The 26,587-nt window shown below is 60.4% G+C and carries 25 protein-coding genes (1 of these 25 only partly in view); 7 read left to right on the plus strand and 18 right to left on the minus strand.

Translation table 11 applies throughout. The features are described from left to right. Positions 1–478 carry the end of an acyl-CoA dehydrogenase family protein gene (locus ACEWMW_RS07040; RefSeq protein ID WP_409413173.1) on the plus strand. It extends 710 nt beyond the left edge of the window, so 478 of the gene's 1,188 nt are visible here — the last part of the coding sequence; its start codon lies off the left edge, out of view; its stop codon occupies positions 476–478. A 30-nt stretch (positions 479–508) separates the two neighbouring features. On the opposite strand, the gene ACEWMW_RS07045 is transcribed toward ACEWMW_RS07040, so the two are convergent. The 8 genes from ACEWMW_RS07045 to ACEWMW_RS07080 all read right to left on the minus strand — a co-directional run bounded on the left by ACEWMW_RS07045 (position 509) and on the right by ACEWMW_RS07080 (position 10,180). Then, positions 509–1,939, minus strand: coding sequence for a methyl-accepting chemotaxis protein (locus tag ACEWMW_RS07045; RefSeq protein ID WP_409413174.1), 1,431 nt, complete (start codon positions 1,937–1,939; stop codon positions 509–511). After that, entirely contained in the window at positions 1,936–3,468 is a 1,533-nt protein-coding gene (locus ACEWMW_RS07050) for a putative bifunctional diguanylate cyclase/phosphodiesterase (protein ID WP_409413175.1), read from the minus strand. Before ACEWMW_RS07050 ends, ACEWMW_RS07045 begins: the two co-directional genes overlap by 4 nt. Before the next feature lie 118 nt (positions 3,469–3,586). After that, positions 3,587–4,447: a CheR family methyltransferase gene (locus ACEWMW_RS07055; RefSeq protein ID WP_409413176.1), complete on the minus strand. Its 861-nt coding sequence runs from the start codon at positions 4,445–4,447 to the stop codon at positions 3,587–3,589. After that, positions 4,438–5,535, minus strand: a complete 1,098-nt coding sequence (cheB, locus tag ACEWMW_RS07060) for a chemotaxis-specific protein-glutamate methyltransferase CheB (RefSeq protein ID WP_409413177.1) — start codon at positions 5,533–5,535, stop codon at positions 4,438–4,440. The genes ACEWMW_RS07055 and cheB overlap by 10 nt, the downstream gene beginning before the upstream one ends. 10 nt (positions 5,536–5,545) lie before the next feature. Further along, positions 5,546–5,911, minus strand: a complete 366-nt coding sequence (locus ACEWMW_RS07065) for a response regulator (protein ID WP_409413178.1) — start codon at positions 5,909–5,911, stop codon at positions 5,546–5,548. A 54-nt stretch (positions 5,912–5,965) separates the two neighbouring features. After that, positions 5,966–6,400 carry a chemotaxis protein CheW gene (locus ACEWMW_RS07070; protein WP_409413179.1) on the minus strand — a complete coding sequence of 145 codons (435 nt, stop codon included), beginning with the start codon at positions 6,398–6,400 and terminating at the stop codon, positions 5,966–5,968. After that, entirely contained in the window at positions 6,397–8,763 is a 2,367-nt protein-coding gene (locus tag ACEWMW_RS07075) for a chemotaxis protein CheA (protein ID WP_409413180.1), read from the minus strand. The genes ACEWMW_RS07070 and ACEWMW_RS07075 overlap by 4 nt, the downstream gene beginning before the upstream one ends. Before the next feature lie 58 nt (positions 8,764–8,821). Then, positions 8,822–10,180, minus strand: a complete 1,359-nt coding sequence (locus ACEWMW_RS07080) for an MATE family efflux transporter (protein WP_409413181.1) — start codon at positions 10,178–10,180, stop codon at positions 8,822–8,824. 96 nt (positions 10,181–10,276) lie between these two features. Between ACEWMW_RS07080 and ACEWMW_RS07085 the strand changes: the two genes are divergently transcribed. Then, positions 10,277–10,837, plus strand: a complete 561-nt coding sequence (locus ACEWMW_RS07085) for a (2Fe-2S)-binding protein (RefSeq protein WP_409413182.1) — start codon at positions 10,277–10,279, stop codon at positions 10,835–10,837. Positions 10,838–10,844: 7 nt separating this feature from the next. On the opposite strand, the gene ACEWMW_RS07090 is transcribed toward ACEWMW_RS07085, so the two are convergent. Further along, positions 10,845–12,968, minus strand: a complete 2,124-nt coding sequence (locus ACEWMW_RS07090) for a TonB-dependent receptor (RefSeq protein WP_409413183.1) — start codon at positions 12,966–12,968, stop codon at positions 10,845–10,847. A gap of 137 nt (positions 12,969–13,105) precedes the next feature. Between ACEWMW_RS07090 and arsC the strand changes: the two genes are divergently transcribed. After that, positions 13,106–13,450 carry an arsenate reductase (glutaredoxin) gene (gene arsC, locus ACEWMW_RS07095; RefSeq protein WP_409413184.1) on the plus strand — a complete coding sequence of 115 codons (345 nt, stop codon included), beginning with the start codon at positions 13,106–13,108 and terminating at the stop codon, positions 13,448–13,450. 10 nt (positions 13,451–13,460) lie between these two features. Here the strand turns inward: arsC and ACEWMW_RS07100 are convergent, their stop codons facing one another. Both ACEWMW_RS07100 and ACEWMW_RS07105 read right to left on the minus strand, forming a co-directional pair. Further along, on the minus strand, positions 13,461–14,855 hold the full coding sequence (locus ACEWMW_RS07100) for an MFS transporter (RefSeq protein WP_409413185.1): 1,395 nt from the start codon (positions 14,853–14,855) through the stop codon (positions 13,461–13,463). A 41-nt stretch (positions 14,856–14,896) separates the two neighbouring features. Next, entirely contained in the window at positions 14,897–15,709 is an 813-nt protein-coding gene (locus tag ACEWMW_RS07105; protein WP_409413186.1) for a hypothetical protein, read from the minus strand. Positions 15,710–15,771: 62 nt separating this feature from the next. Between ACEWMW_RS07105 and lipB the strand changes: the two genes are divergently transcribed. Together lipB and ACEWMW_RS07115 are read left to right on the plus strand one after the other, a co-directional pair. Then, entirely contained in the window at positions 15,772–16,452 is a 681-nt protein-coding gene (gene lipB, locus ACEWMW_RS07110) for a lipoyl(octanoyl) transferase LipB (protein ID WP_409413187.1), read from the plus strand. Further along, positions 16,453–16,758: a hypothetical protein gene (locus tag ACEWMW_RS07115; protein ID WP_409413188.1), complete on the plus strand. Its 306-nt coding sequence runs from the start codon at positions 16,453–16,455 to the stop codon at positions 16,756–16,758. Here the strand turns inward: ACEWMW_RS07115 and ACEWMW_RS07120 are convergent, their stop codons facing one another. Both ACEWMW_RS07120 and ACEWMW_RS07125 read right to left on the minus strand, forming a co-directional pair. Then, entirely contained in the window at positions 16,759–17,679 is a 921-nt protein-coding gene (locus ACEWMW_RS07120) for an HpcH/HpaI aldolase/citrate lyase family protein (protein WP_409413189.1), read from the minus strand. Positions 17,680–17,693: 14 nt separating this feature from the next. Beyond that, positions 17,694–18,812, minus strand: coding sequence for an alkene reductase (locus ACEWMW_RS07125; protein ID WP_409413190.1), 1,119 nt, complete (start codon positions 18,810–18,812; stop codon positions 17,694–17,696). 72 nt (positions 18,813–18,884) lie between these two features. Between ACEWMW_RS07125 and ACEWMW_RS07130 the strand changes: the two genes are divergently transcribed. After that, positions 18,885–19,778, plus strand: coding sequence for a DMT family transporter (locus tag ACEWMW_RS07130; protein ID WP_409413191.1), 894 nt, complete (start codon positions 18,885–18,887; stop codon positions 19,776–19,778). On the opposite strand, the gene ACEWMW_RS07135 is transcribed toward ACEWMW_RS07130, so the two are convergent. The 3 genes from ACEWMW_RS07135 to ACEWMW_RS07145 all read right to left on the minus strand — a co-directional run bounded on the left by ACEWMW_RS07135 (position 19,775) and on the right by ACEWMW_RS07145 (position 23,229). After that, a complete protein-coding gene (locus tag ACEWMW_RS07135; protein ID WP_409413192.1) occupies positions 19,775–21,100 on the minus strand; it encodes a DUF2254 domain-containing protein in 1,326 nt (441 codons plus the stop codon). The genes ACEWMW_RS07130 and ACEWMW_RS07135 overlap by 4 nt on opposite strands. A gap of 274 nt (positions 21,101–21,374) precedes the next feature. Next, positions 21,375–22,361, minus strand: a complete 987-nt coding sequence (gene nadA / locus ACEWMW_RS07140; protein WP_409413193.1) for a quinolinate synthase NadA — start codon at positions 22,359–22,361, stop codon at positions 21,375–21,377. A 91-nt stretch (positions 22,362–22,452) separates the two neighbouring features. Beyond that, the gene (locus ACEWMW_RS07145) at positions 22,453–23,229 is read right to left on the minus strand and encodes a hypothetical protein (protein WP_409413194.1); all 777 of its coding nucleotides are present in this window, start codon (positions 23,227–23,229) and stop codon (positions 22,453–22,455) included. A 129-nt stretch (positions 23,230–23,358) separates the two neighbouring features. Between ACEWMW_RS07145 and ACEWMW_RS07150 the strand changes: the two genes are divergently transcribed. Further along, positions 23,359–24,975, plus strand: coding sequence for a class I adenylate-forming enzyme family protein (locus ACEWMW_RS07150; protein ID WP_409413195.1), 1,617 nt, complete (start codon positions 23,359–23,361; stop codon positions 24,973–24,975). Here the strand turns inward: ACEWMW_RS07150 and ACEWMW_RS07155 are convergent. Continuing rightward, positions 24,972–25,664, minus strand: a complete 693-nt coding sequence (locus ACEWMW_RS07155; RefSeq protein WP_409413196.1) for a DUF4230 domain-containing protein — start codon at positions 25,662–25,664, stop codon at positions 24,972–24,974. The genes ACEWMW_RS07150 and ACEWMW_RS07155 overlap by 4 nt on opposite strands. Continuing rightward, complete coding sequence (locus ACEWMW_RS07160; protein WP_409413622.1) at positions 25,649–26,533, minus strand: MBL fold metallo-hydrolase; 885 nt, start codon at positions 26,531–26,533, stop codon at positions 25,649–25,651. Before ACEWMW_RS07160 ends, ACEWMW_RS07155 begins: the two co-directional genes overlap by 16 nt. Positions 26,534–26,587: the final 54 nt, after the last annotated feature.

The raw sequence follows: 26,587 nt of genomic DNA on the forward strand, positions 1-26,587 counted from the left end.
GGAGGGGTTCAAATACGCGCAGATCAGGCTGGCCCCGGCTCGACTGACCCACTGTATGCGCTGGCTGGGCCTTGCCGTTCGCGCGCAGGAGATCGCCACCGACTATGCGTGCAGGCGTACCGCCTTCGGCAAGCAGTTGATCGACCACGAGGGGGTCGGTTTCATGCTCGCGCAAAACAGGATCGACCTGCAGGCGTGCGAACTGATGATCGATTGGTGCGCAAAGGTTCTGGACACCGGTGACCTCGGCACCACCGAAAGTTCGATGGCCAAAACCTTCGTGGCTGAAACCTTGTTCCAGATTGCTGATCGCTGTGTGCAGGCGATGGGCGGCACAGGCGTGACCGGCGACACCATTGTCGAACAGCTATTTCGTGAAGTGCGGGCTTTCCGGATCTACGACGGGCCAACCGAAGTCCACAAATGGAGCCTTGCCAAGAAGATCAAGCGCGAATGGCGCGCCGGGCAAACAGACTAGGTCAGCCCGCAGCTTCACTTGCTTTGCGATTCAACCCGCACGCACGTGCGACAGAAACTCATTGAACTGGTTGCGTAGCGTCCCGGCCTGACCTTCGAGTTCCGTCGCCGAATTCAGCAGCTGGTTCGAGGCGACGCCGTTGGATACCGATGCTTCGCGCACTTGTGCGATGTGGGTGGCAACATCGTCCGTGCTACGCGCAGCAACGTCAATGCTGCGTGCCAGGTCTTGCCCGGCGACCGATTGCTGGTCGACAGCTGTTGCAATCGAGATAGCCGTGGTCTCGAGTTGTTTGACCCGCTCGCCAACCGAGCGGAGCGCTGAAACGCTTGCGCCAGTAGTTTCCTGCATACGGCGGATCTGGTCCGCCACTTCCTCTGTCGCGCGGCTCGTCTGTGCGGCGAGATCCTTCACTTCAGCGGCAACCACGGCAAATCCGCGCCCCGCCTCACCGCCGCGCGCTGCTTCGATAGAAGCATTGAGCGCGAGTAGATTCGTACGCTGGGCAATCGATTGAATGAGCTCAACGATTTGACCGACCTGCTCGGCCGAAGTCGAAAGCTTGGAAATAGTTTCATCAGCGCTGGTTGTAGCCTCGCTGGCCTCGCGCGCCAATTCGGCTGAACTGGCAGCTTGGCGGCTGATTTCACCGATCGACATCGCGAACTCGTCACTCGCCGCCGCAGCTGCGGTTACGCCAGACGAGGCTTCGGACATGGCCTGCGACACCAGTTCGGTCTGTGCGACCGACTGTTCGGCCGAAGCTGCCAGGTTGGTCGCAGTCGAATGAAGTTGGTCGGCGGCGCTCGCAACCCCTCCGACCACATCGCCAACGGTCGTTTCGAAATGCGCTGCGAGATCTATCCGCTCCTTGGCGCGCTGGGCGGCCAATGTGTCACGTTCCTTATAGACCTCGATTGATTCGTTGATTTGCGCGTCGCGCTCGATTGCTGCGAGGCGCAGAATTTCGATTGTCCTGGCCAGCTCGCCATACTCGTCCGAACGCGTTTGTGCCGGCACGAATAGGTGGCGTTCTCCATTGGCGAGGCGGCTGATAACATCCACAATGCTGCGCGCCGTGTCGACTATATCGCGCTGGAGCACATGCAGGATCATACCGAGCATGATGACGCCGATCCCTATCGTCCCGAGCGCGATTGTCCGCATCGTATGTGCGAGCTGCGTGGCCGCATCGACCGAGCCTGGAGCACCGCTTTCAAGCGCATCTTCGATGCGGCCGGTGTAGATCAGCACAATCGTGCTGGCCGCTGCGATAATCAGCAGAGGAAGGCCGACAGTGATCATCAGCTTCACATAAGTCGGTGCCCTACGAAACAGGCCAACCAGAAAGCCACCCTTGGGTTCCACCGCTTCGGGAATGATTGCCTCGATCGCGGGGCGCGTGTCTTCGGGGATGGTTGTCGCATCTGCATCAGCGACAATCGGTGATTGCATGGTCATGCTGACTTCTTCCTGGAAATTTCGGAGCGATCTGCCGCCGGAATGGCGGGGCCGCTTAGATATTGGGCTATTTCTTCGGGCGGCATGGCTTTGAAATAGAGCCAACCCTGGATCTGGTCGCAGCCGGCAGCGCGCACCATGTCTGCCTGTTCCTGTGTTTCGACACCTTCGGCTGTCACATCCATCTTCATTGCCCGGGCAACCGTTATGCTGGAGAGCATCATCGCCCGTGAACCATCGTCCTCGCCCGCCTGTACGACCAATGATCGGTCAAGCTTCAGCTTCTCGAAACGGAATTGACGCAGGAACCCGATCGAAGCGTATCCCGTGCCGAAATCGTCTAGTGCGACATTGACGCCGAAATCGCGGATGACATCCAAACTGCGCTCGGCGACTGCCGGATCGAGGACAAGACTGGTTTCTGTAATCTCGAGTTCGAGTCGGTCCGCCGGAAATCCGGTTTCCTCAAGGATGTCTCCGAGGTGGATCGGGAACTCGGGGTTGCGCAATTGGGCCGCAGAGATGTTGACCGAAAGCGTGATCCCGTCCCAGGCGAGCGCATCGGTGCACGCTTGCCGCAAGACCCACAGTCCGATCGCGTTGATCAGGCCCGATTCTTCGGCGATAGGGATGAAGATATTAGGCCCGATCGATTTCCCGTCAGGGCGATTCCAGCGCATCAGGGACTCGACCGAAACGACTTCGCGTGTACGGGCGTCCACCAACGGTTGGTAGTGGAGGATAAATTGACCTTCGGCGAGCGCCAGGCGCAGTTCCTCGTCGAGTTGGCGAATGGCGTCGCGGCTGCGGTCGAATGCCTCGTTGAACCAGGTGCAGCGCATTTTCCCGCCGCGTTTGGAAGCGAGCGAGGCAACGTCGCAGCGGCGCAGCATCTCAGAGGAGTCGACACCGTCCAGCCCGTCTCCGCGTGCCAGACCAATGCTCGCGCCAAGCGAAATACGGCGATCATCCACCGACATGGGTTTATCGAGTGCTTCGATGACGCTGCGGCAAATCCCCTCAAGAATGGTTCCGGAGAGCGGACCGGTCTTGGCGAAAACAAACTCGTCACCACCCAGGCGATAACATCTTGCTTCCTTGTCGCAGACCTCAGTGAAGAGTTTGGCACATTGCTTGATCAGCTTGTCGCCGACGAAATGACCGTAGTGATCGTTTACGAACTTGAAGCCGTCCAGATTGAGCAGCGCCATCGCTCGCTCCTCGCCAGGCCGCGAGTTGCGAGCCATTTCCACATGGATTGCGCGACGATTGGGGAGATTGGTGAGACTGTCCCGCAAGCCAAGACGTTCGAGTTCGCGTACATTGATCAACCCGATGCGCACAAATCCGAGTACGGCCAAAGCATAAATTGCAGATCCGGCGAGAAGGAGATTTCGGGAGTTTGAGTCCCCGAACACATTGGTGAGGGACATGGTGACGATTGTGCCGAAAATCAGGGTAAGCACCGCCAACGGCGCGAATACGAGCGCGCGCGACGATAGACCGAATTTGCCCTCCCCGGTTGCCACAGATTTCCCCTTTGGCGCGGCTTTGGAACGTCCAAGCAACCGCGGTAGGCTCAATTGGCTAAGGAAGAGTAAACTTCTGTTTACCTTAACTGCCGAAGCATCTGGAAAGTCGCGGTTTCTAGCCTCCGGCAGGGGTGGCCCGCAGTTGCTTTACACTGACAGGACCGCTGGGCCGATAGATCCCGCTCAAGCCAGACTCGATATGGAACCTGCGCGTCTGACCCACTACGGTTTCGCCGGCCCCAAGCATCAACCAGCCATCGGGTGCTAGCGCTTGCTGCAGCCGCGCGAATGCTCGATCCCGCGTGGAGCCGTCGAAATACAGCAGGACATTGCGGCACAACACAAGGTCGAACGGCGATGCAGAAGGAGGCGGATCGAGAAGGTTGTGGCGGCTGAAGCGCACAAGCCGCGAGACTCGGTCGCTGCTCAGCCAGCCGGCTTCCGACTCTTCGAAGAAGTTGAGCATGCGGTTTACGGCGAGGCCGCGCTGGATTTCGAATTGCGAGTATTTCCCGCTTCTTGCGGCGTCTATCGCCTGACCCGAAATGTCGGTTCCCAGGATTTCTATTTGCCAGTCATTCCAGCGGCTCGCTTGTTCGGCGAAGATCATCGATAGCGAAAGCACTTCCTGCCCCGTGGAGCAGCCTGCTGACCAGATTGTGAGCTTGCGCTTGTGCCGACGCTTCTCGGCAAGATCAGGAAGGATTTTGTCCGCAAGAGTCTCGAAATAGAGGGGGTCGCGGAAGAAGTAGGTCTCATTGTTCAGCAGAGCCTCGACAACTTCTTGCGCAAGCGTTTTTTCTTCCGGTCTGTCGAGCAGGCAAACCAGCTGTTCGATATTGGTTATCCCGCGTTGCCGGTAAATGCCGGAGAGAGCGGTACCGATCCGCCATAGCCGCCCCTCGGTCAATTGCTGGCCGGTTCGCTCGCATAGCAGATCGGCGATGTAGCGGATCGAGACATCGTTCAGGTCCACGATGCAACTCCTGCCAATTGCAATATTTTCCCGGCCAATTCCTGAGGGGAGGCGATTTCTGCTGCGAGATCCTGTTCGCATACGGCGCGCGGCATGCCCCACACTGCACTGCTTGCCTCGTCCTGCGCGAAGATTGTCCCGCCGGCATCGACCAGTTGCCCGGCGCCGATCACACCGTCACGGCCCATCCCCGAAAGGACTATCCCGAGTGCTTCACCGCTGCATGCATCCGCGATACTGGCGAGCATCGGATCGACCGAAGGAATGCAGCCGCTCTCGACGCGCTCATGCGAAAGTTTGATCTCCAATTGCCCGCGGCGACTGCGGATATTGATATGCGCATTGCCCGGCGCGAGAAAAATACAGCCGGGCGTAACCGGCATGCCGTTTTTTGCGACATGCGTTTGACGGATCGCGAACATCTCGATCTGACGCGCCAGGACCGGCACGAAGCTCTCCGGCAGATGCTGGGTGATGACAATCGGTAGGGAAAGACCGGCCGGCAGGTTCTTGAGCAGCTGCGACAGTGCGTGGATGCCGCCGGTAGAAGCGCCCACGGCGATCATGCGCGGTTGCTTGCCGAAGCGTTTGGCAATGCCAGTGTGACATGCGGCGCTAATCCGTTGAGCGGGATATGATCTGCGGCCCAGCGCCCTGATCCGGTCAACCAGATCATCTCGATATGCGGGCGTGAACCCGCCTGATCGGGGCTTCAGCATGGTGTCGGCTGCACCCATGGACAGCGCGGCCAGCGTATGCTCGGCGCCTTGCTGTGTAAGTGCTGATACCACCAATATCTGCGCTTGGGATGCGGTTTCGATGAGTTTAGGCAGGGCTTCTAGGCCGCCCATGCCCGGCATTTCGAGATCAAGCAGGATCACATCGACAGGTGTTTCGCCCAGCTGGCGAATTGCCGTCTCTGCCGATGCCGCGGTGGCGGTCACCGTGATATCGTCTGCGCTATCAATCATCCGGACTATCGCTGTGCGTGCGGTAAGAGAGTCGTCCACGACCATCACACTGATGGCCGCGCCGGCACCTGTTCGGCTCCTATGCTGATCGTGGCGAATTTCGGCGAGGGACCGCATGGCGCGCTCCCTATTCAAATCCGACCAGTTGCAACTTGATCTGCAGCGTCTCGTGATCGAAGGGCTTCATCACGTATTCGTCTGCACCTGCGCTGATCGCTTCGCGAATATGCGCGACATCGTTCTCGGTTGTGCAGAACACTACTTTGGGCTGGTCCCCGCCCGGGCTCTTGCGCAGCTGTGTGATGAATTCGATGCCCGTCATCACAGGCATGTTCCAGTCAAGCAGGATCACATCGGGCATGGTTCCAGCGCAGCGATCCAGGCCCTCGCGTCCGTTCTCGGCTTCTTCGACTGCAAATCCAAGGGCTTCGAGTATATGTCTCGAAACCTTCCTGATCACGCGTGAATCGTCGATGACGAGACAGGATTTCATACACTTGCGCCCCTTATTGCGCACCTTTGGTATAGTGCACTGGTAACCATAATATTAAGCTGCTTCCCTGTGGGGTCCGCAAAGCAGGGCCGTGGGTTCGATCAACAATGCGGGCTGATTGCCGGTCTCGACCAGAGCGATACCGATCCGGTTCCAATCGCCGTTCAGCTCACCGGGCACTGGCATTGGCTCGCCCTGTACTTCGGCCACGTCGAACACATCTTCGACTAGCAGCGCATAGTGATGGCCATCATTCTCAATCACTAAAGCCCGCGCGCCGGCCGGATCACCGTCACCCGGTTGGCCGATGGCAAGGCAGGTGTCGATCACTGTCATGGGACGGCTGCGCAGGGCAGTAACGCCCAGGATGTAATCGGCCGTTCCGGGAACCCGGACGATATCGGCTAGGTCTACAACGGAGCTTACGCGCGCTGCATCGATCGCAATCCGGCGACCGGCTATCTGGGCGATGACAACCAGCTCGCTCACTTCCTGCCTCCGCTACTTGCTTCACGCAGAGCGGAAAGGATCGCCTCACGATCGTAGCGATAGATACTGTCCGGCTTACCAGCCGCAGGGACGCGATTGGCGCGCAGATACACAATCCGATCTGCGGAAGTCTCCTGCTCCGACTTCTCGCCATCAGCCAGCGCAAAGGCGATCTGCGCCTTGACCTCCGGGTCGCGGGTGACCCGATATCCAGCCGCTTCCACCAGGGGCTCAAGGATCGTCGCCGACCACTCGTCGCCATGGGGCATGCGGCAGAATGGGGCGTCAGCAGGCGCGCCAACGCGCGCCTGCGAAGCGAAGAGCCAATGGCCGTCAAGGATTGGGACCGGCTTGCCATCAATCAGGCTTGAACCCTCAATGGTCGGATCATCCGCATCTGGGATGACCGGATTGGTAAGCGATTTGGAATCGGAAATGTCGGCGGCAGCATGAAGGAGCTCGGCAGTACCATCGGTGATCCGGATAAGGCGTATGCTGCCATCGAGCTGGGCATCTGCGTTGACGCCTGTCACTGCGAATATCCGGCCATCGATGACCGTTTGCACGCGGGTATTCTCGATCGTGAGCTGATTGGCGTCGATCGCCTCGATCCGGCGGACCAACTCCATCGGCATCGCCTGAGCGCGTCCGTCGAGGCTCTCGAACACCATTACCTTGCGTGCAGGCGGGGCTGTCTTGTTCTCGTCAGGGTCAAGCGACCGATCGTTCCGCGCGGCCTCGTGCACGGCAATACCGGATTTCTGCGCCAGCTTTATGACATCGAGCAGCAATATGGGCCGTCCGTCATCAAGCAGCGTCAGGCCCGCATAAAGCTCCGCAGCTGCTAGCTCCGGCGAAAGCGGCTTAATCACCAGCTCTTCGTGATCGAGCACGCGGTCGACGCCCAATGCTAGGCGTTCGCCTGTTGCCAGCCGAACGATGACGAGCGCGCCGCACGCATTTTTGCATGTAGTCTCCGTTGGTGCCAATTCTGCGCGTAAATCGATGAAACGTATGCGTTCGCCCCGGAATGTCACAAGCGCTGCATCGCCGATACTGGCGAATTCCAGCGCATGCGAACGGGCATGGACGATCTCATCGACGAATGATCGCGGAATGGCAAATCGTTGGTCGCCGATCGCGACGGTCAAGCCGCCAATGATAGTCAGGGTCAAAGGCATCGTCAGTTGAAACACTGTCTGTTCGCCGCGGGTGGTCGATACCTGGATCGATCCTCCCAGCCGTTCGATGTTCGAGCGAACGACGTCCATCCCCACGCCGCGTCCTGAGATGGCGCTAACTTCTTCTGCGGTGGATAGGCCGGGTGCAAAGATCAGGTTGAGAATTTCGCTATCGTCCATCCGGGACAATTCGGCTTCGCTTACGATGCCCGCTGCGACCGATTTGCTGCCGATTGCATCGCTGTCGAGGCCGCGGCCATCGTCGCTGACCCGCATCTTGATACTGTTGCCGGACTGGACTGCGGAAACGCTGAGCAGCCCGATCTCGTGCTTGCCGGCAGCCAGCCTTTCACCGGGTGCTTCGACACCGTGGTCGATAGCGTTGCGAATGATGTGGGTCAGCGGATCGCGCAGGAGCTCGATCATCTCGCGGTCTAGTTCAACGCCATTGCCGTCGATCTCCACCATGACCTGCTTACCGAGCTCGGCGGACAAGTCGCGGACCATGCGCGGCACCATGTTGAAGAGTTGCTCGATCCGCTGCATCCGCATGCGCGAGACCGCCTCGCGGACATCACCGAGGATGGTGGACAGCCGATCAAACTGGCCTTCGATGTCGGAGCTTTCGCCGCCGCTGCGAAGGCGGCGGGCGAGGTCGTTACGCGCCAGAACAAGGTCGGAAACGCCGCTCATGACCCGGTCAAGCAACTCCACCGGTAGGCGGATCGTGCGTTGCTGTGCCGCGGGGGCAGAACCATTCACCGTTGGCGCGGCAGCGCGGGGCTGAGGGGCCACATCGCCCAGATCGCAAGCATCGGCCTCCAGTGCAGCGACTAGTGCGCCATCCTGAACATTCGCTTCGATGGCCTGTCCGTTCTCGATGGAAGTGACCATCTCGGCAATCCTGTCGATCACTGCCAGCACGGCTGTCACCAAGCCGCTATCGGCGCGCCGGCGACCGGCTCTGACTTCGGCCAGCGCGCTCTCTGCGGCATGGCTGAGGCGCTCAAGCTGAGGGAAGTCAAAAAAGCCGCAATTGCCCTTCACGGTATGGACGAAGCGGAAAATGGCATCGAGCCGCGAACGGTCAGCCGGATCGGCTTCCCACGCGACGAGCTCGCCTTCGCTTGCCTGAAGCATTTCGCGGGTTTCGGCCACGAATTCTGCCAGCAGGTCGTCCATTAACGCATCGCCCCCATTATTGAGGGCTACGCTATGCGGGAATATGGTTAACGAAGTGTCACTCCGCCGCCTGCACCATGCGAGGGCGCCGCCCGAGGAACCACCATGCGGCGCCTGCGGCGATCGCACCTCCTACTAAGTTGGCCGTCAGCTCGGCCGCGTAGATCGCTTCTGCGCCCCAATCGCCGCGCATTACCCAGGCAAATGGCAGCATCACGAGGAACACTCGGGCGAAGCTCTGGGTGAGCGACACGCTGGCTCTGTCGATAGCGTTCAGCGCGCCATTGCCAACGATCAGGAGGCCATAACCGGCATACCCCCACGCCGCGATCGAGAGATAGCTGGTGAAGTTCGCCATCACTTCGGCATCGTCGGTGAAGATGTCGGCGAACCAGCCCCCGGTCGACCACAAAAGGACCGCGATTAGGAGGCCATATCCGATACAGAAAGCTCCGGCCTCGAGCATGGCCAGGCGGGATCTTTCCGGCATGTCGGCACCCCAATTCTGCCCCACGATCGCCCCGATCGATCCCGATAGTGCCAGTAGCGGCACGACCACGAAGCTTTGCAATCGCCCGGCGGCACCGAACCCGGCGACTGCAGCCTCGCCTTGCGAGGCGAGAAGCGCAGTCAGCACAGCGAGGCCGATGGGGTTGATGGCATTGGAAAAGGCGGCAGGCCCCGCGACCTTGCCGATCGCATTGAGCGAGCTGCCGAAATCGAGTCCGCCGATGCGGCGCGGCTGGAACGGGATATCCGTCTTCGACAGCAGGAACAGGCCCAGCGCGATCCCGATGCTCCAGCCCACTATCGTGGCATAAGCCGCACCGGCAATGCCAAATCCCTCAAAACCGAAAGCTCCGGTAATCAAAATCGGATCCAGTATCATGTTGGCGACTGCATACGTCACCGAAACGTAGGATGTTTTCTTCGCTTCCCCCTGGCCGCGCAGCACTCCGTTGACGCCCATAATCGTGAGGATCACCGGCAGCCCGAGCGAAAATGGCACCATGTATTCGCGGATGATCGGTAGCAATTCGTCGTCGGCTTGCATGAGGCCGAACAGTGGGTCGAGCAGCAGATAAAGCAGAGCCGACATCATCAGCCCTAGCGCGACCGCGAACAGGATCCCGAAATTCCCGCGCTGGCGGGCACGGGCCAGATCGCCGCTTCCCAGCGTACGCGAGACGACCGAGTTGATACCCACCATTGTACCGACGCCGAGGCTCACTACCGCTACGCTGATCGGGAATACGAACGAGATTGCCGCCAGTTGCGCGCTGCCGAGTTGTCCAATGAAATAGGCGTCGATCAGGCCCACGGACATCAGCGATGCGACACCGATGATGGCCGGCAATGTCTGCGATACGAGATGGCCGCGGATGGGTCCACGCGTCAGTTTGGCCGTCTCGCTCATCCCTGCCTGATAGCGGGGTGATAATTGTAGGCAAGCTGATCATCGACGAACGACCGACTGCTTGTCGACCGGCGGGCTATTGACTAGAGCGCAACAATGCCAAGCATGACCGTCAATGGCCGCCCCTTGCGGTTCGATATGGACGCAGGAACGCCCTTGCTGTGGGCGCTGCGCGATGCGGCCAATCTTACTGGCACCAAATATGGTTGCGGCGTCGGTGATTGCGGTGCCTGTATGGTCGATATCGACGGGCAGGCGCTCCGCAGCTGCATGGTCACCATCGGTGAGGCCGAAGGCCGTGTCGTCACAACCATCGAAGGGCTTTCGCGCGATAGATCCCATCCGGTCCAGCAGGCCCTCGTTGCCGAGCAGGCGATACAGTGCGGTTTTTGTACACCAGGTATCGTGATGGCCGCAGCCGCATTGTTGCGGCAGAATGCCAGTCCTTCGCAAGAGGACATTGAGCAGGCGGTCCCCAATCTGTGCCGCTGCGGGGTCTATCCCCGGCTGGTCAGCGCGATCCAGCGCGCCGCGCGGGTAGCCAACCGGAGCGAAGCAATTGCCGGGCCGGCTGCGCCGGGTACGAGCATCGAGGATGCAGCGCGCAGCGTTCCCGCTTTACGCAGCAATTCCCCGCTACCCGAAGAGACAAGCTAGCCGGCCATCACATTTCGACGCGCAGCCCGATCCGAGCTGTCAGCGCGTCGCCCGGCTGCAAATTGTTATCGCCATGTGCGGAAGCAAAATACTTCTCGTCGAAAAGGTTATCCACATTCAGCTGCAGCCGGATGCGCTCGTTCACCGTGTAATAGGCAGCGGCATCGACCCGGACGTAACCGGGCAGGGTGACTTTGTTTGAGAAACTGGCGAATTGCTCGTCCTGATAGATCACACCGAGGCCCAGCCCGAAGCTGTCGGTCAGGTCATAGTGCGTCCAGGCGGTGATCTGGTGCTCCGGCAACTGCTGCAGCCGCAAACCTTCAGAGCCGAATGTGCTGGTGTTGGTGATCTCGCCATCGAGATATGTGTAGCCGATGTTCGCGCGAAACTGCGGCGTGATTTCGCCGACCAGATTGAATTCGAGGCCCTTCGTGCGGCTCTCGCCGACCAGCGCAGTCAGCGTGGGATCGCTTGGATCGGGCCCGCGGGTATTGGTCCGGTCGAGCTGGAATAGCGCAGCCGTGACCAGCAATTCGGGGCGCGGTGCCCATTTCACGCCGATCTCGTAATTGGTGAACTTCTCGGGTTCGAATTCCGCATTGCCCGGTGTGAGCAGGAAGAACTGGTCGCCCGCCTGCGGCAGGAAGCTCTCGGCATAGCTGGCGTAAAGCGAAATATTCTCGCGCGGCTTGACCACCAGCCCGAAACGCGGACTGACTTTCTCGTCGACCCGCGCGCCAGGTGTGTCGCTCAGCGCGTCGATCGTCTCGAGATCAAAACGATCCCACCGTAGACCCGCTATGATTTCGACGTAATCGCCGATTGCGATCTGGTCTTGCACATATGCCGACAGCACTTCGAGCTCGCTGCGACGATCACGTACCGGAGCGGTCAGGCTGATGGTTGGGAAGTCGAAGCTGACGTCGAGCGGCAAGATTGCCCGGCTGGTGGTTCCACCCATGCCGTCGTTGAAGACCGCGTTGGCGCGGCCATTCGCGGAATCCTGCCAACTTGCCTCAACGCCGGCGAGGATCGTGTGATCCAGCGCCCCGGTCTCGACCTGCCAGACCAAATTGGCTTGTGCGATCCAGTTCTGGCGGGTTTGGGTGTCGCGGTAGCCGGAGAATTCGACATCTGCGCCATCGTTCACCAATCCGCGCGGCAGGATGTTCTGGTAAGCCTTGTCATAGTCCGCAAACTGCACCGTAGCATTGGCCGAAAGCCCGCCCGAGAACTCGTGTTCCAACCGGGTGCGAGCGATGTGGACCTGCACACTCGTATCGTTGAACTCCGGGGCGCCGAACAGGGTGTCGCGGAAGCCGAACAACGGGCCATTGCCATCGGCGGGATTGCCGCGATCGACCAGACGCTCGTCATTGTCGTAGGAATAGGTCGCGATCAGCTGTGTTGCGTCACCCAGCGCTAAAGTCGCAGTCGGCGAGATGCCGATGAAATGACCATCATAGAAGTCGCGATTGGAATCGAATTCCTCGTATGTCGCGTTAAGGCGCACTGCCGCGCCATCGCTGACGCGTGTGGTCACATCGCCGCTAAGCGCCCATGCGCCGAAATTGTCGATCGAGGCATCAAAGACGGGTGCATCGCCATTCAGCTTTGCCCGCTTGGCTACGCGGTTCACCGCGCCGCCACCACCGCCGCGTCCAAAGATCAGCGCATTAGCGCCCTTGAGCACTTCGATGCGCTCGATGTTATAGAGCGAGCGATAGTATTGTGCATCGTCGCGCAGCCCGTCGAGATAGAAGTCGGCCGTTGTCTCCTGCCCGCGAATGAAGATCTCGTCGCGGTGGCCTTCACCTGTTTCGAGGCTGATGCCTGGGACATAGCGGAGCGCCTGGCCCAGCTGCCGGATCGACTGGTCTTCAAGCTGGTCTTCGGTGATGAATGCGACTGTCTGCGGTACGTCAATCAGCGGTGTCGGGGTCTTGGTAGCGGTCGACCCGTCATTGGTGGCGTAGCCATCCTCGCGCTCGCCCGTGACGATGATATCTGTGGGCAGGTACTCGCGATCTTGGTGTTCGGCGTCACTCGTCGTTTCGGCGAAAGCGGGCATCGCTGCCAGCGAGGCGGCTATGGCGAAGACGCTGGAACAAATTTGAAAGTGAGGCATGGAAGTCCTTATTGAGAATGATTCTCGAATGCTCCTGCTGCTATTGCGAGTAATTCGCAATTGCAAGCACTCAAATCGCCTTGCGGCAAATTTTCAGCGCGCTAGGTCGGGAAAACCACAGGATGAAGGGAAATTCGATGAAGGCGACTATCTGGCACAACCCCAAATGCGGCACTTCGCGCAATACGCTGGCGATCCTTGAGGAGCGCGATGGGGTAGAAGTCGAAGTTGTCGAATATCTCAAGAATCCGCCAAGCCGCGACAAGCTCGCGCAGCTCTTTGCCGATGCTGGAATGACACCCGCCGAGGGCCTGCGCCTGCGCGGTACTAATGCAGAGGAACGCGGCTTGCCCAGTGCCGATGCCGATACCGTGCTCGACGCGATGGCGGCTGATCCGATCCTGATCAATCGCCCGATGGTCGAAACCGAAAAAGGCGTGCGACTGTGCCGCCCCAAGGAGACGGTCGAGGAAATTCTCTAGTCTAGGGACCCTAGCGTTTGCGCTCGCGGGTGAGCTCGCTGTCCGGCTGCAAGGTGAGGTAGCCATAAAGGAATACAATCGCGCAGAGCGCAACGATCAGGCCGAACCCCAGCCAGTCTGAATGACCGTATAGCCACACGCCCAGAGCGGGCGCATAGACGAAGCTCGCCCCAGCGACCGATGCGGTGATGCCCGAAGCCTGGCCTTGCTCTGCGCGAGTCACTGCGAGCGACGTGCCTGCGGTTGACCCTGGCCGAAACAAGCCGAAGCCGAGCGATGCAATCGAGTAGGCAAGTGCGATCGTGTGGATGTTACTGGCTACAGCAAGGTAAGCCGTGCCCATCGCAGCAATTGCGATTCCCGAGAGCGAGGCTGCGCGAGGACCGAGATTGAGGCGTGGGATCAACCCCCACTGCGCGAGGAGGGTGGCAATTGCACCGCTCATCAACACCAGGCCCACTGGCCCTGTGCCAAGGGCCGGCGTGTCGCGCAGATCAAGCCGGTCAAGCACAAGGAAGCCGGAGATGCCCAGCACCATGGCTTGCGCGTGGCCGCCAAGCAGGCCGATCGTGACCCACGCCCGCAGCCGGGGCTCGAACCATCGCAGACGCTTGGGATCAGCCGGCGGACCGGATTCACCCGCAATACCGTTCTCGTCGTCTTCGCTATCGTCCTGTCCGCTACTGCTGGAGCCGACCGAATAGGGCGCGTCGTAAGCGCTGCCACGTGCCGGGAACTGCGGTTCGTCATTGGGTAACCGCCAGCGCAGAGCGATGAGCGTCAGCACCCCGATGGCAGCGAAGATGATAAACGGACCGGTCAGGCCCAGGAACGGCAGCACCATCAGCGGTGCCAGCGCTGGGCCGATCACCGTTCCCAGCCCGAAGCTCGATGCGATCAGCGAAAGCGCTTGGGTGCGCTCGGCGCGCGGTGTGCGGCTCGCCACGTAAGCTTGCACCGCCGGGGGCGCAGCGCTTCCAAAGCCGCCATAGAGGCTGCGCGCGAGAGCGAAGGCAACCAGCGCCGCGCTCACGGTGAGGACTCCGGCGAGCCCCAGCCATAGTGCGAAGCCGCACAGCGCCATCGAAACGATAAATCCCACCAGGCCCACGGCCATCATCGCCTTGCGCCCGCGCTGGTCCGACCGCCGCGCCCAGATCGGTGCACAGATCACCCAGAGCAGGGCTGACCAAGTATAGGCGAGGCTGATCCAGACATCATCTACTTCGAGTGCCGTCCCGATCGAGGGCATCACCGATTGCATGGCAGTATTGCCCGCAGCAGTGACCAGCATGACCACGAACAGCAGCGACATGCGTTCGCGCGATATTGTGCGCCCCGGCACGGGCGCCGAGGTGCTTGTCAGCGAGGCATTTGCCGGAAGTTCGGGATCGCTGTCAGACATGGCGCGGCGCTACGCTCGGCAACCCGGCCTTGCAATGGGATTTACGTTTCGGCTTGTGCTGCAAGCTGTTGGTGAACCGCAGCCAGCACCGCCATGAAAAGCGTGACCACGATGGCATTGGCAATCGATCCGAGGAACGCAGCCCCGATCAGTTGGGTCTGCCCTCCGATTGCCGCAAACACCAGGCCCAACAAGATGGTAAGGACTGTCATCACGATGATCACTGCGATGAACAAAAGCCCGAAGAACAGGATCAGCGATCCGACTTTGCCTCTGGTAAGCTTCCAGGAGCGGCCGAGTGCTGCAAAGGGCGAATGAATCCTCTCGATCGCGATCACGGGCGAGAGGAGGGCAAAGCGTACGAACAGGAAGATGCCCAGTGCCAATGCCAGTCCGAAACCAAATGTCGCTGCCGCTGGATTGCCCGTAGCCGCAAGGAGCCCGAACGGTAGCCCCACTGCAAACATGAAGATGAAAGCCTGGATAATCTGGGCGAGAACATAGGGAAGCAGTCCGGCAAGGCCGCCGCGCAACGCTTCGCCAACAGTGGGCCGGTTCGAATCGGTGAGCAGACGCAGCAGACCGAGCACCCCCACCGCCTGGATCAACGCAAGACCAACCAGGCCCGCAAAGAATCCTGCACCAAGCGAAGACAGCTGCGCCATAGCCTCATCGGGTGTTTCGGCAGGAGTAGTCTCAGCCAGTGGATTGGCAATCTCCGGAGCCAGCAGAGAAAGCGCAAAATTCGGCAGAAAAAAGAACACCCCGGCGATGATGAGCACTACCTGCCGATTGCTGGAGAGCATGTTCATTGCCTTGCTCCAAGCACGGTTTGCATCGAATTTCACTGCCATTCCCAACATCCTTGAAGCGCTTGCCTCTTGATAAGCGCGCCGCGCATCGCCACGCAATGTCTATGGCCGATCTATCCGCCGAGACGATCGAATGGCGCCGCGAAAGCGGCCAGGTGCCTTATCGTGAGGCGCTGGAAGTTATGCTCGAGCGCAATGCGGCTATTGCAAGCGGAAACGCGCAGGAACTGATCTGGCTGCTCGAACATCCGCCAGTCTACACTGCGGGCACCAGCGCTGCGAAAGACGAATTGCTCGATCCGCGTTTCGAGGTAGTCGAGGCGGGACGCGGCGGACGCTATACCTATCATGGCCCAGGCCAGCGTGTGGGATATGTGTTACTGGATCTCACCAAACGCGGGCGCGACGTGCGCTGTTTTGTCCATGCGCTCGAAGGGTGGGTGATTGCGACGCTACACGATCTCGGGGTCGAAAGCTGGCGGGCGGAAGGCCGGATCGGCATCTGGACGCGCGATATTGATGGGCGGGAGGCGAAGATCGGCGCCATCGGGGTGCGGATCAAGAAATGGGTCACCATGCATGGCTTTTCAGTCAATCTCGATCCGGACCTGTCGCATTTTGGCGGCATCGTTCCGTGCGGGATCGAGGAATTCGGCGTAACCAGTCTCAAGCGATTGGGGCTGGACGTTTCGGTGCAAGCCTTCGATGAAGTCTTGCAGAAACGCGCCGGGGATTTTCTCGGCACGCTCGAAGCGGCGCGGTGCCGCGCTGAAGGAGTTGGCTGAATGAGAGCGGTTTTCGGAATTATTGCTGTAACCACTTTGATGCTGGCCGGCTGCGGGGAAGAGAAAGTCGATCGGAGCAGTGACGACGACCGTACCGCCTCTGGCGAAGTACGCGGCGGGACAATCAGCGATGAAATGCTGCCGCTCGATACGATCCGCTCGCAAAGTCCGCCGCTGCGGGTCGACACCAGGCCCGCTGCGGATGGAAGCTCGGATTCAGACACTGACAGCGAAGCAGATGCCGAAGAAGCGCCGGCTGAAAGCGAAAGCGATGTCCCTGCCGAAGCGCCCGCAGACGCGGATTGATCAGACGATCGGGCGCGCTTCCTGCAGCGTGCTCATCCCGGGTGCATCTTCCTGACCCAGTAAGCGCCTGGCTCGCGCGAGTTCGGGCGCGCCGATCCGCTGCCCCTTGTGGGCCACCGATTCCTGCCCCGGATTGCTGGCGAAGGTAGCCACAATCGCCTGTGCGTCGGCCAACTCGTCGCCGGTCGGCTCAAATGCCTTGTTGATCGCCGCGAGATGCGCCGGATTGCGCGCCATCATTCCGGTGAAACCGTCCGCCCGCGCTGCCTTCGCGGCATTTTCTGCTCCTTCGACATCCTTGGATACGGCGTGAGCAGATTCTATCGCCATCACGCCGCGCGCATGAGCGGTTAGTAGAACGCTCGCCCGCACTTGCTGCATCGCGTCAGTGAAAACACCGCGGCCGTCGCGGGTACGCCGCGCACCCAGCGAGCGCGCCAGCGCCCGCGAATCCCAGGTCAGCCCGGCAAGCCGTGGATGAGATTCTTCCGCGAATGCCCTGATCCTCATCGCGTCACCGGCCCGGGTTCCCACCTGCGGAACGATCCGCGTGGCGCCATGAGCGACTCCATTACGCTGCTCGACTTCGTAGATTTCAGCGGCAAGTTGCTGAAGCTGGTCCGGCCCACTGCACTCGGGCAGGAGCAAGCCGTCGGGTCCGGCCTGCATCACCACTTCGAGATCGGCGCGCCAGGCAGGATCATGGATCGGGCTGATCCGCGCCCAGCGCTCGAACTTGCCTTGCGCGAGCACTTGCTGGCGGTGCGAAGAAAGCCAGTCGCGCGCGGCCATGCGTGCTTCCTCCTTTTTGCGATCGCTCGCGGCATAGCCGCAATCGGCTACGACAACCCCGGCTCCTGAAGTCGCAGCCATTGCCAGCTGCTCTTCTTCGTCTGCGCGCACTATGAGCCAGGATTTCATCGTATCATCTCCGTCTAGCCTGTTGCCGCTGCCTGGGCCTGTTCTTCCGCCAGCGTCGGGTAATCGATGTAACCTTCTTCAACCGGGAAGTACCACGACTTGGGCACATTCTTGTTGGGTGCCCACTCGGCTCCAACGCGGATGCGTTCTTCAAGATCAGGGTTCGAGATGTAGGGGCGGCCGAAGCTTACGGCATCGCACTTGCCGGCCTCGATATCTGCCGCCGCAGAAGCTGCGTCATAGTCGCTATTGAGGATGAGTTTGCCCGAATAGATATCGCGGATCATCGGGCTTTGCTTGGGTACTTCGGTCGCACCGAAAGTACCGTCCGGACCCGGCTCGCGCAATTCGACAAAGGCCAGCGACAGCTCTTCGCAGACCTTGGCAGCCTCACCAAATGTGGTTGCTGGATCGCTGTCATCGCAGCCTTGCGTTTCGCCATTGGGAGAGAGGCGCACTCCAACTCGGTCCGCGCCCCATTCGCCCACGCATGCTTCGAGAACTTCGCGCAGGAAGCGAACGCGGTTGGTGGCCGGTCCGCCATACTTGTCATCGCGCAGGTTGGTGCTGTCGCGCAGGAACTGGTCGACGAGGTAGCCATTGGCCCCATGAAGTTGCACGCCATCGAACCCGGCTGCCTTGGCATTGGCCGCAGCGATCCGGTAATCTTCCACCACGCGAGCGACCTCGTCGGTCGGCAAGGCGCGTGCTTCGCCATGCGGAAGCCGGCCTTCGGGCGTATGCGCATGATCAGGCGCGGTCGTTGCCGAAGCCGATACCGGCGCTTCTCCGCCGAGGAAGTAGGGGTGTACGAGCCGTCCCATATGCCAGAGTTGAAGCACGATTTGCCCTCCAGCTTCGTGAACGGCTTTGGTTACCGGTTGCCAACCTTTTACTTGTTCCTGCGACCAGATACCCGGTGCAGATGGCCAGCCGGAACCTTCCTTGCTGATGCCGGTTGCCTCGCTGATGATCAGCCCTGATCCAGCGCGCTGGCGATAGTACTCGACCATCATCTCGGTGGGGACGACGCCCTCATTGGCGGCACGGCCACGCGTTAGAGGAGCCATGAAGATGCGGTTCTTGGCCTCGATCGCGCCCATGGTGAGCGGCTGGAACAGGATGTCGTGCAAAGCGGATTCTCCGTTGATGTGGGCTGATACTATTTTCTTCGACCCTGCCGCGCGGCGCGCTAGGGCGCAAGCATGAGTATTGAGAGTGCAACTCATTCGGGCGAGGATTCGCCGCTGCGGCGCGCTCTGCTGATTCTCGCCTTATTGGTCGGCAATGTGGCGCTCGCCTGCGGGCCATGGCTCGTCAGGCTGGCGGATACTGGCCCGGTTTCCGCCGGTTTCTGGCGTTTGTTTCTGGCGTTGCCGTTCCTAGCCTTGCTCGCGCGTAGCACCGGACAGAAGCTGACCGGCATCCCGCGCCGCACCCTTGTCCTCGTCGCACTGGGATCAATCGCCTTTGGGCTGGATCTCGCCAGCTGGCACATCGGCATCGAACTGACACGGCTCGGCAATGCGACGCTGTTTGGCAATGCCGGATCAATCGTGTTGCTGTTCTGGGGGTTCATCGTGGCGCGTGCGTCTCCGCGCGGATACGAATGGCTGGCGATTGTCTTCGCGCTCACTGGCGCAGCGATCCTCATGGGGCGCAGCCTGGAGATTTCGACCTCGACCTTCATCGGCGACCTGTTTTGCCTCGCCGCAGGGCTGCTGTACGCGGTGTATCTCATCAATCTGCAAGGCGCGCGGCAAGCCATCGGCGGCTGGAGCCTGCTGGTCTGGGTCAGCATCTTCGCGAGCCCGTTGTTACTCGTGATCGCGTTGGTGCTTGGAGAGCCGGTCTGGCCGACCGACTGGACTCCAATCATCGTCCTGTTCATTTCGAGCCAGCTCGTCGGACAAGGCCTGCTGGTCTTCGTACTCCGCCATTTCCCGCCGTTGGTCATCGGACTGGCGCTCTTGACCCAGCCCGCGGTCGCAGCACTGATCGGGTTCAGCGTTTTTGGCGAGCTGCTCACACCGCTCGACATCGCCGGGATGGTGCTGGTCGGCAGTGCGCTTGTCATCGCGCGGATGCGCAGCGGCTAACGCACAATCCGTTTCTCGAACGTCCGAAAACGGGCCTCGACCGTTTCGAGATCCGGCCCGGCAAGGCTTTCGCGGGCCTGACGCATCAATTGTTCGCCCTCTTGGGCGAGCGCCTTGCGGCGCGTCTCATCATCAAGCGAAGTCGCGACATTTACCAGCGCCTCGAAGGTGACGGCAGCTGTCGCCGGACTGGTCGCTACCGCCGAGCGCATCGCGCCGAAACTGCGCTTGATGTAGTGCGCGAAATCGTCATCCAGCAGCACCAGCCGGTCCTCGTCGGCATCTTCATTACCACCGTAAGCCCGGGTGAGATCGCGACCGCCTAACTCGGCTGTGGCCGCACCCAGCCAGTGGACTGCCGTGATTGCGGTGAATGGATCGTTGATACCCGGCGAAAGTGCGCGCAGGCCGATTTCGACCAGTTCGTCGATCAGGAAATGCAGATCCTGGCCCGGCGTGCGCATGCCCCCCAGCGCGAAGCATTGGCGAATTTCATCGTCGCGCAGATCGTCGAGCTGGTCGTCGTCCGACCAAAAGGCGAGCGGCACTTGCGGATGGACGAAATCGCCAGTCCGCACGCCCAGCTTGAGATGACCGCCGGCGGCCTGAGCGATCCGTTCGAGCCGGTTCCAGTCGACCCGCTGGATATAGCCGGTATCGTCGGCGGTCACCGGGCGCCCCTCCGGTGCTTTCATTTCCACCGCCGCGCTGGCGCTGTCGGGGAAGCGCTCGCCGATATCGTTGATCAGCCGCTGGCCGATTCCTTCTAGTACCGAGTTGATGCGGATCGAGGCGGGGATATGATTGAGGAAGAACACCAGCACCGCGATCGAAAGTGCCATCAGTCCGTAAGCGACAAGCAGCGAAAGTTGCGGCACGAAGCCGGACATGGCCGTGCTTTCGGCAGCAGTGAACAAGGTTTGCTCGTCCGCCATTCGCACGGACCGGAGCACGGTCAAGGCATAGACGAAGGTACCGATGAAGGTTGCCAGGCTGAACTGGTTGCCGCGATCCTCCATAAAATTGGTCAGCAATCGCGGGCCATAATTCCCGCTGGCATAGGCAACTGCGGCAATGGTGATCGAGAAAACGGTTGAGGCGACGCCAATCATCGTTCCGGCGATCACCGTCAGCATGTTGGAGGCCCCTTCAGGCCGGGCAGGCTGTAGCCATTCGATGGTGCCGAGCCAGTCGGCCCATCCGCTCCTGTCGAGGTGGACAGTGAACAGGGCAAGCAGCACGGCCAGGCCCGCAAACAGCGCGGGATAGAACCAATAGCTGGCATTGACCGCTTCCCAGGCGGCTTTCAGGCGTTGGCTCATGCGCGATTCCCCTGCTGTACTCCGTGAGAACGCGCGAACTTTGGGTTGGTTGCGCGGGTGTCTATCTTCTGTCGCAGAATGGAGCACTCACAGGGAGTCTTTGCAAAACTCCGCCGATCCGACCTATCGATGCAAAAACAATGAGATAAGTTAGAAATCGTGGACGTGAATGTCAACTTTCGCGATCCTACATGCGCGCGCGCCATCCGCGCACCAACCCGGGTAGCAGGATTGGCGGGCTGTAGGACAGGCCTAGGGGCCGTGTCGCGCGATCCTAGATCTTGCCCAGATCACCTTGGCCGATGGTTCCGCTGGCCATTTCGAGCATCCGGTCGAGGCTCCGCTTGGCTTGCAATCGCAGGCCTTCTTCGATCTCGATACGCGGCTCCAGATCGCGCAGGCAGGCGTAGAGCTTCTCCATCGTGTTGAGCGCCATATAGGGGCAAATATTGCAGCTGCAGTTGCCGTCCGCACCCGGCGCGCCGATGAAATTCTTGTTCGGCAGCGCCTTTTCCATCTGATGGATGATGTGCGGCTCGGTGGCGACAATCAGCGTGTCACCGGTGAAGGTCTCGGCGAACTGGAGGATACCGCTGGTCGATCCGACATAGTCCGCATGGTCGATAATGGTCGGCGGGCATTCTGGATGCGCAGCGACGGGCGCATCGGGATGCTGCTCTTTCAGCTTGAGGAGCTCTGTCTCGCTGAAAGCCTCGTGAACGATGCACACGCCCGGCCAAAGCAGCATTTCGCGGTTGAACTTGCGGCTCAGATAGCCGCCCAAATGACGATCAGGTCCGAAGATGATTTTTTGGTCTTCGGGGATTTGCTGGAGGATCGTTTCGGCACTCGAACTGGTGACGATCACGTCGCTGAGGGCTTTCACCTCGGTCGAGCAATTGATGTAGGTCAGCGCGATATGATCAGGATGCGCTTCGCGGAAAGCCTTGAACTTTTCCGGCGGGCAGCTGTCTTCGAGGCTGCAACCTGCGTCCATATCGGGCAGCACGACGATCTTTTCGGGCGAGAGAATCTTGGCGGTATCGGCCATGAACTTAACGCCGCAAAAGGCGATCACGTCGGCGTCGGTTTCGGCGGCCATTTGCGACAGCTGGAGCGAATCCCCGACGAAATCGGCCAGGTCCTGGATGTCCGGCGTCTGGTAATAGTGCGCGAGGATCACCGCATTCTTCTCTTTGCGCAGCCGGTTGATCTCGGCCAGCAGGTCGTCACCGGTAGGAAGTTTCGTCTCGACGCTCATGAATCGGATCCGTGTGGTTGCGTGTGCTCACCCATATAGATGCAACGGGCAGATAAGCGAGTGCGTTCCCTGCAAGTGGCGTTGAGCCGGGCTACATCGTGAAGCCGGGCGGCAGGAACGCTTCCATCGGGCGCTCGGCGCCAGGCGTTCCGGCAATGACGCTCTCGGTCACGTTCATACCAAAACCTGTATGTGCAACCGCCAAGCCGATGACGAACACCGCGAAATAGATGCCCAGCCCCCACCAATAGGCGGAATGGACGCGGCCATCGCGCCGCCAATCGACAATCATTCCAATGAGCGGCCAGACCATCGTGCATAGAGTGATGATCGTCCACGCATGCGGGATCATCAAGGGAGCCGGTAGAAGTCGTCCCAGCCCCGGACCGGTCAAGATCGCCATCGCGCACAGCATCAGTCTCCGGTGCCAGCCGGTATAGCGCTGTCGCCTCAGCGCCCACCACGCCAATCCGCCAAAGCACCACACCAGCATAATGTTGCTCCACAAGAATTCGCTGACATGGAAGAAAAACGGGCCGCCTGTACGTCGAGCGACCACGATCATGATGACGGTGCCGAACACCACCATCAGCGGAATCCAAAAATAGGCGAGCTTGCCAAGCGTGCGGTGTAGCGCGACATTACCCGCCGAGATCGAGAAGTGCTGGGCGAGGTAAAGCCCGATCCAGCTCATGAAGATCACGCCGTGCACATGATATGGCCACGGTACGGAAAAGGTCGACCTGCCCATCGCCAGCTGAACCGAGAATCCGGCCACGATCACCAGTGACATGATCACTGCCATGATCGTGAAAAAGCGCGTGCTGCCGCGTACACGCTGATGCTGCGGATCGGCTATGCTTGCCATGGCTTAACTCCCCCTCTCGATCTCCCTCGCCAAATAAAGCGTGCGTTCGAGCACGCGTCAATTCCCGCGTCGGGAAAATACTATCGCTAGTGACCGGCGCTGCTAGCCTGCCGACTCGGGAGAACGATCATGTATAACGTCAAGCTCACCGAATCGCATTTTCCAGCGCAGACCGACACCCCGTTTCGCGAGATGACCATCGCCGGTTTGCTGCGCGAACAGGCAGAGAAGTGCGGCGATATCAAGGCTCTGCGCGAGATTCTGCCCAATGGCGCGATTGGCCGCGAGTGGACATTCGCCGAGCTACGCGATGACTGCGAGCGGCTTGGCCGGGTGATGGCGGTGCGCCATGCGGCGGGAGCCCGAATCGCGATCTACGCTATGAACTGCCCCGAATGGGTGATCGTGCAGTACGCTGCCGCGCTTGCTGGCCTGTCGATCGTGACCGTGAATCCGGCCTATATCCCGCGAGAGCTGCGCTACGTGATGGAGCAGTCTGGTGCCGAGGCAATCTACCACGGGCCCGATGCGCGCGGTACGCCATTGAGACCGATCATCGACGAAGCCTGCGGCGATCTGGATACAGTCGGGACGATCATCGATATTAGCGATAACGAAGCGCTCCATGCCTGTGACGCTCCTGGCGAGCTACGAGAAACCGACCACAATCACATCCTCCAGATCCAATACACCTCGGGCACTACCGGCTTTCCCAAGGGCGTATTGCTGCGCCAAGGGGCGGTGTTGCAGAACGGCGCGGATATGTTCGCGCGCTGGAATTTCCAGGCGGGGGAAGAGGAAGTCCTGCCCACTCCGCTATTCCACGCAGCAGCGTCGGCGCAGGTATTCGCGGCGCTGGTCGTCGGGGGGACGATCACGCCATTGCCATTCTTCGATCCGGTGATGATGATCGAGGTGATCGAACGCGAGCAACCCGAGTTCGTTGGCGGAGTGCCGACAATGCTGGTCATGATGATCGACGAAGTACGCCGGTCGGGCCGCAAGATGCAGGGCGCAAAGGCGCTTATGAGCGGTGCGGCGATGGTTGCGCCCGATCTCGCTCGCAATGCCGAGGAGGTATTCGGCGCGCCGATTCAGGTGGTTTACGGCCAGACCGAAGCCTCGCCCGTGATTACGATGGGTTGGCGCGACGACAACGATGTCGATCGCACGCAGACCATCGGTCAGCCGCTTTCGCATATGGAAGTGTCGATCCGCGATGTGAACGACAATTCGGTATGTCCGCTGGAAGTGCAGGGCGAGATCTGCGTCCGCGGGTACAACGTCATGGCGGGCTATAATGACAATCCCGAAGCGACGTCTGCTGCAATCGACGAGGAGGGCTGGCTGCACTCGGGCGATCTCGGGACCATCGATGCGCGCGGTTTTGTAAAAATCACCGGCCGCGTGAAGGAGATGATCATCCGCGGGGGCGAGAACCTGTTCCCCGCCGAGATCGAGAACGCAATGATCGAGCACCCCGCGATCGCGGAGGTGGCCGTGGCGGGTATCCCGGACAAGAAATGGGGCGAGCAGGTCGCCTGCTTCATGCGCAAGTCCGAAGGTGTGGATGCGCCGTCGCCGGGCGAGCTTAAAGCCTATGTTCGCGAGCGCCTATCGCCGCAGAAAACTCCCTTTTACTGGGTGTGGGTCGACGAATATCCGCTCACCGGATCGGGCAAAATCCAGAAATTCGAGCTGAGCAAGGCGTTTGTCGACGGCAAGTACGAAGCGCTAACCGCCTAGCTTGCCGGCACTTCTTCTCCGTCGAAGCGCACATCGACTGTCACATCACCATAGCCTGCTACCTGTAGCGGGATCGCGAGGTTCTGCCGCACTGCATCTTTCGCCGCTTGCCGCGCGAGCGTGAGGACTTCCGGGTTCTTGGCGAATTCTGCTGCCTTGCGTTCGGCGACACGCGAATTGCTGCGCGCAAGATCGGATGATGCATCGCGGGTGACCCAGTTGCCTTCGGTAAATACGCGCTGCTCTGCCTCATCGAGATTGGGCCGCGAGATCTTCAGAACCGGCAGGATCACCGACAGGTTCTCGCTCTCCTCGTCCCACAGGAAACGGTCCCGATCCATTTGCGACAGGTCGAGCCGGTATTCAACGGTAGCGGGAATGATCGCGGCCTGACGCGATTTGAGGATGTCGATCCCAGCGATCCCGCGACGATCCACGCTTTCGGCAACCACTTCGAAGCGTGAGGAGAACACCACCAGTGAATTTTGTTTTTCGAAGGCGAGCATGGCGCTGCCCACCGGATCGCCTTCTTCCTGATAAATGAAAGCGCGCCATGTCAGCCATGCGGTTGCCGCCAGCAGCAGGATGACGATCATCCATGGCACGGCTTGTACCCTTGCCAATGGTGTCTCTCGCGTAGTCGGCGGGCTTGCCACCGGGGCGCTGCGTTCTTTCAGATCGTCTGCCATACATTATCGGAACGAGCGACAAGGCCTCGCTGTTCCAGATCGAGCAAATGCGCTTCGACAGACATCGCTGCGGCCTTGACCAGCCGCGGATCGAGCCCCTTGTACATCAGCGGGACGAGGCCCTGTTCCACGCTCTTGGCACCTTCGCTCAATAGCCGCACGATCTGGTTCTCGCGCTGCTTGCGATGGCCGATCATGCCGCGAATGAGTTGCTTCGGCTTGTCGACCTGCGCACCATGCGCCGGGTAATAGACCGTGTCCTCGCGGTTCTGCAGCTTCTCGAGACTGAGCATGTAGTGGCCCATGTCGCCATCGGGCGGGATCACCACGCTGGTCGACCAGCCCATGACATGATCGCCAGTGAATAGCGCGCCCGATTCCTCGAGTGCAAAACACAGGTGGTTCGAAACGTGCCCCGGCGTGTGAACTGCACGCAATGTCCAACCCGGACCGGTCATGGCTTCGCCGTCGAGCAGGACGCGGTCGGGTTCATAGGTGGCGTCGAACGCCTCGTCCGCGCGGAATTCACCAAGGTCGAGATTTTCGAGATCGATCGGTGCGCAGCCGACAATCGGCGCGCCGGTCTTCTTGGCCAGCGGCTTTGCTGCGGGTGAGTGGTCGCGGTGCGTGTGGGTGCACATAATCGCGACTACGGGAGCATCGCCGATCGCTTCGAGTATTGCCGCGACATGATCGGGTTCATCCGGACCGGGATCGATCACCGCCACGCCTGCTTCGCCGCCCACAACATAGGTCTGCGTACCGGTATAGGTGAAGGGCGAGGGGTTGGGTGCGAGCACGCGCCGAACCAGCGGCTCGAGCTGTTCGGCCTTCCCGGTGGGCCATGGTTTGGGCGGTATCTCGGGCATGGCTTGCATATGGGGCGCGATTTGCCGCATGTCACGCCCCGATAGAGATAGGGT

Source organism: Litorerythrobacter xanthomarinus, assembly GCF_046254955.1.
GTDB lineage: Bacteria > Pseudomonadota > Alphaproteobacteria > Sphingomonadales > Sphingomonadaceae > Qipengyuania_C.

Bases quoted from the DNA above. Each gene is read 5' to 3' on its own strand.
- ACEWMW_RS07045 (WP_409413174.1), bottom strand. From the start codon at position 1,939: ATGACCATGCAATCACCGATTGTCGCTGATGCAGATGCGACAACCATC.
- cheB (WP_409413177.1), bottom strand. From the start codon at position 5,535: ATGCGGTCCCTCGCCGAAATTCGCCACGATCAGCATAGGAGCCGAACA.
- ACEWMW_RS07065 (WP_409413178.1), bottom strand. From the start codon at position 5,911: ATGAAATCCTGTCTCGTCATCGACGATTCACGCGTGATCAGGAAGGTT.
- ACEWMW_RS07075 (WP_409413180.1), bottom strand. From the start codon at position 8,763: ATGGACGACCTGCTGGCAGAATTCGTGGCCGAAACCCGCGAAATGCTT.
- ACEWMW_RS07080 (WP_409413181.1), bottom strand. From the start codon at position 10,180: ATGAGCGAGACGGCCAAACTGACGCGTGGACCCATCCGCGGCCATCTC.
- ACEWMW_RS07085 (WP_409413182.1), top strand. From the start codon at position 10,277: ATGCCAAGCATGACCGTCAATGGCCGCCCCTTGCGGTTCGATATGGAC.
- ACEWMW_RS07090 (WP_409413183.1), bottom strand. From the start codon at position 12,968: ATGCCTCACTTTCAAATTTGTTCCAGCGTCTTCGCCATAGCCGCCTCG.
- arsC (WP_409413184.1), top strand. From the start codon at position 13,106: ATGAAGGCGACTATCTGGCACAACCCCAAATGCGGCACTTCGCGCAAT.
- ACEWMW_RS07100 (WP_409413185.1), bottom strand. From the start codon at position 14,855: ATGTCTGACAGCGATCCCGAACTTCCGGCAAATGCCTCGCTGACAAGC.
- ACEWMW_RS07105 (WP_409413186.1), bottom strand. From the start codon at position 15,709: ATGGCAGTGAAATTCGATGCAAACCGTGCTTGGAGCAAGGCAATGAAC.
- lipB (WP_409413187.1), top strand. From the start codon at position 15,772: ATGGCCGATCTATCCGCCGAGACGATCGAATGGCGCCGCGAAAGCGGC.
- ACEWMW_RS07115 (WP_409413188.1), top strand. From the start codon at position 16,453: ATGAGAGCGGTTTTCGGAATTATTGCTGTAACCACTTTGATGCTGGCC.
- ACEWMW_RS07120 (WP_409413189.1), bottom strand. From the start codon at position 17,679: ATGAAATCCTGGCTCATAGTGCGCGCAGACGAAGAAGAGCAGCTGGCA.
- ACEWMW_RS07130 (WP_409413191.1), top strand. From the start codon at position 18,885: ATGAGTATTGAGAGTGCAACTCATTCGGGCGAGGATTCGCCGCTGCGG.
- ACEWMW_RS07135 (WP_409413192.1), bottom strand. From the start codon at position 21,100: ATGAGCCAACGCCTGAAAGCCGCCTGGGAAGCGGTCAATGCCAGCTAT.
- nadA (WP_409413193.1), bottom strand. From the start codon at position 22,361: ATGAGCGTCGAGACGAAACTTCCTACCGGTGACGACCTGCTGGCCGAG.
- ACEWMW_RS07145 (WP_409413194.1), bottom strand. From the start codon at position 23,229: ATGGCAAGCATAGCCGATCCGCAGCATCAGCGTGTACGCGGCAGCACG.
- ACEWMW_RS07150 (WP_409413195.1), top strand. From the start codon at position 23,359: ATGTATAACGTCAAGCTCACCGAATCGCATTTTCCAGCGCAGACCGAC.
- ACEWMW_RS07155 (WP_409413196.1), bottom strand. From the start codon at position 25,664: ATGGCAGACGATCTGAAAGAACGCAGCGCCCCGGTGGCAAGCCCGCCG.
- ACEWMW_RS07160 (WP_409413622.1), bottom strand. From the start codon at position 26,533: ATGCCCGAGATACCGCCCAAACCATGGCCCACCGGGAAGGCCGAACAG.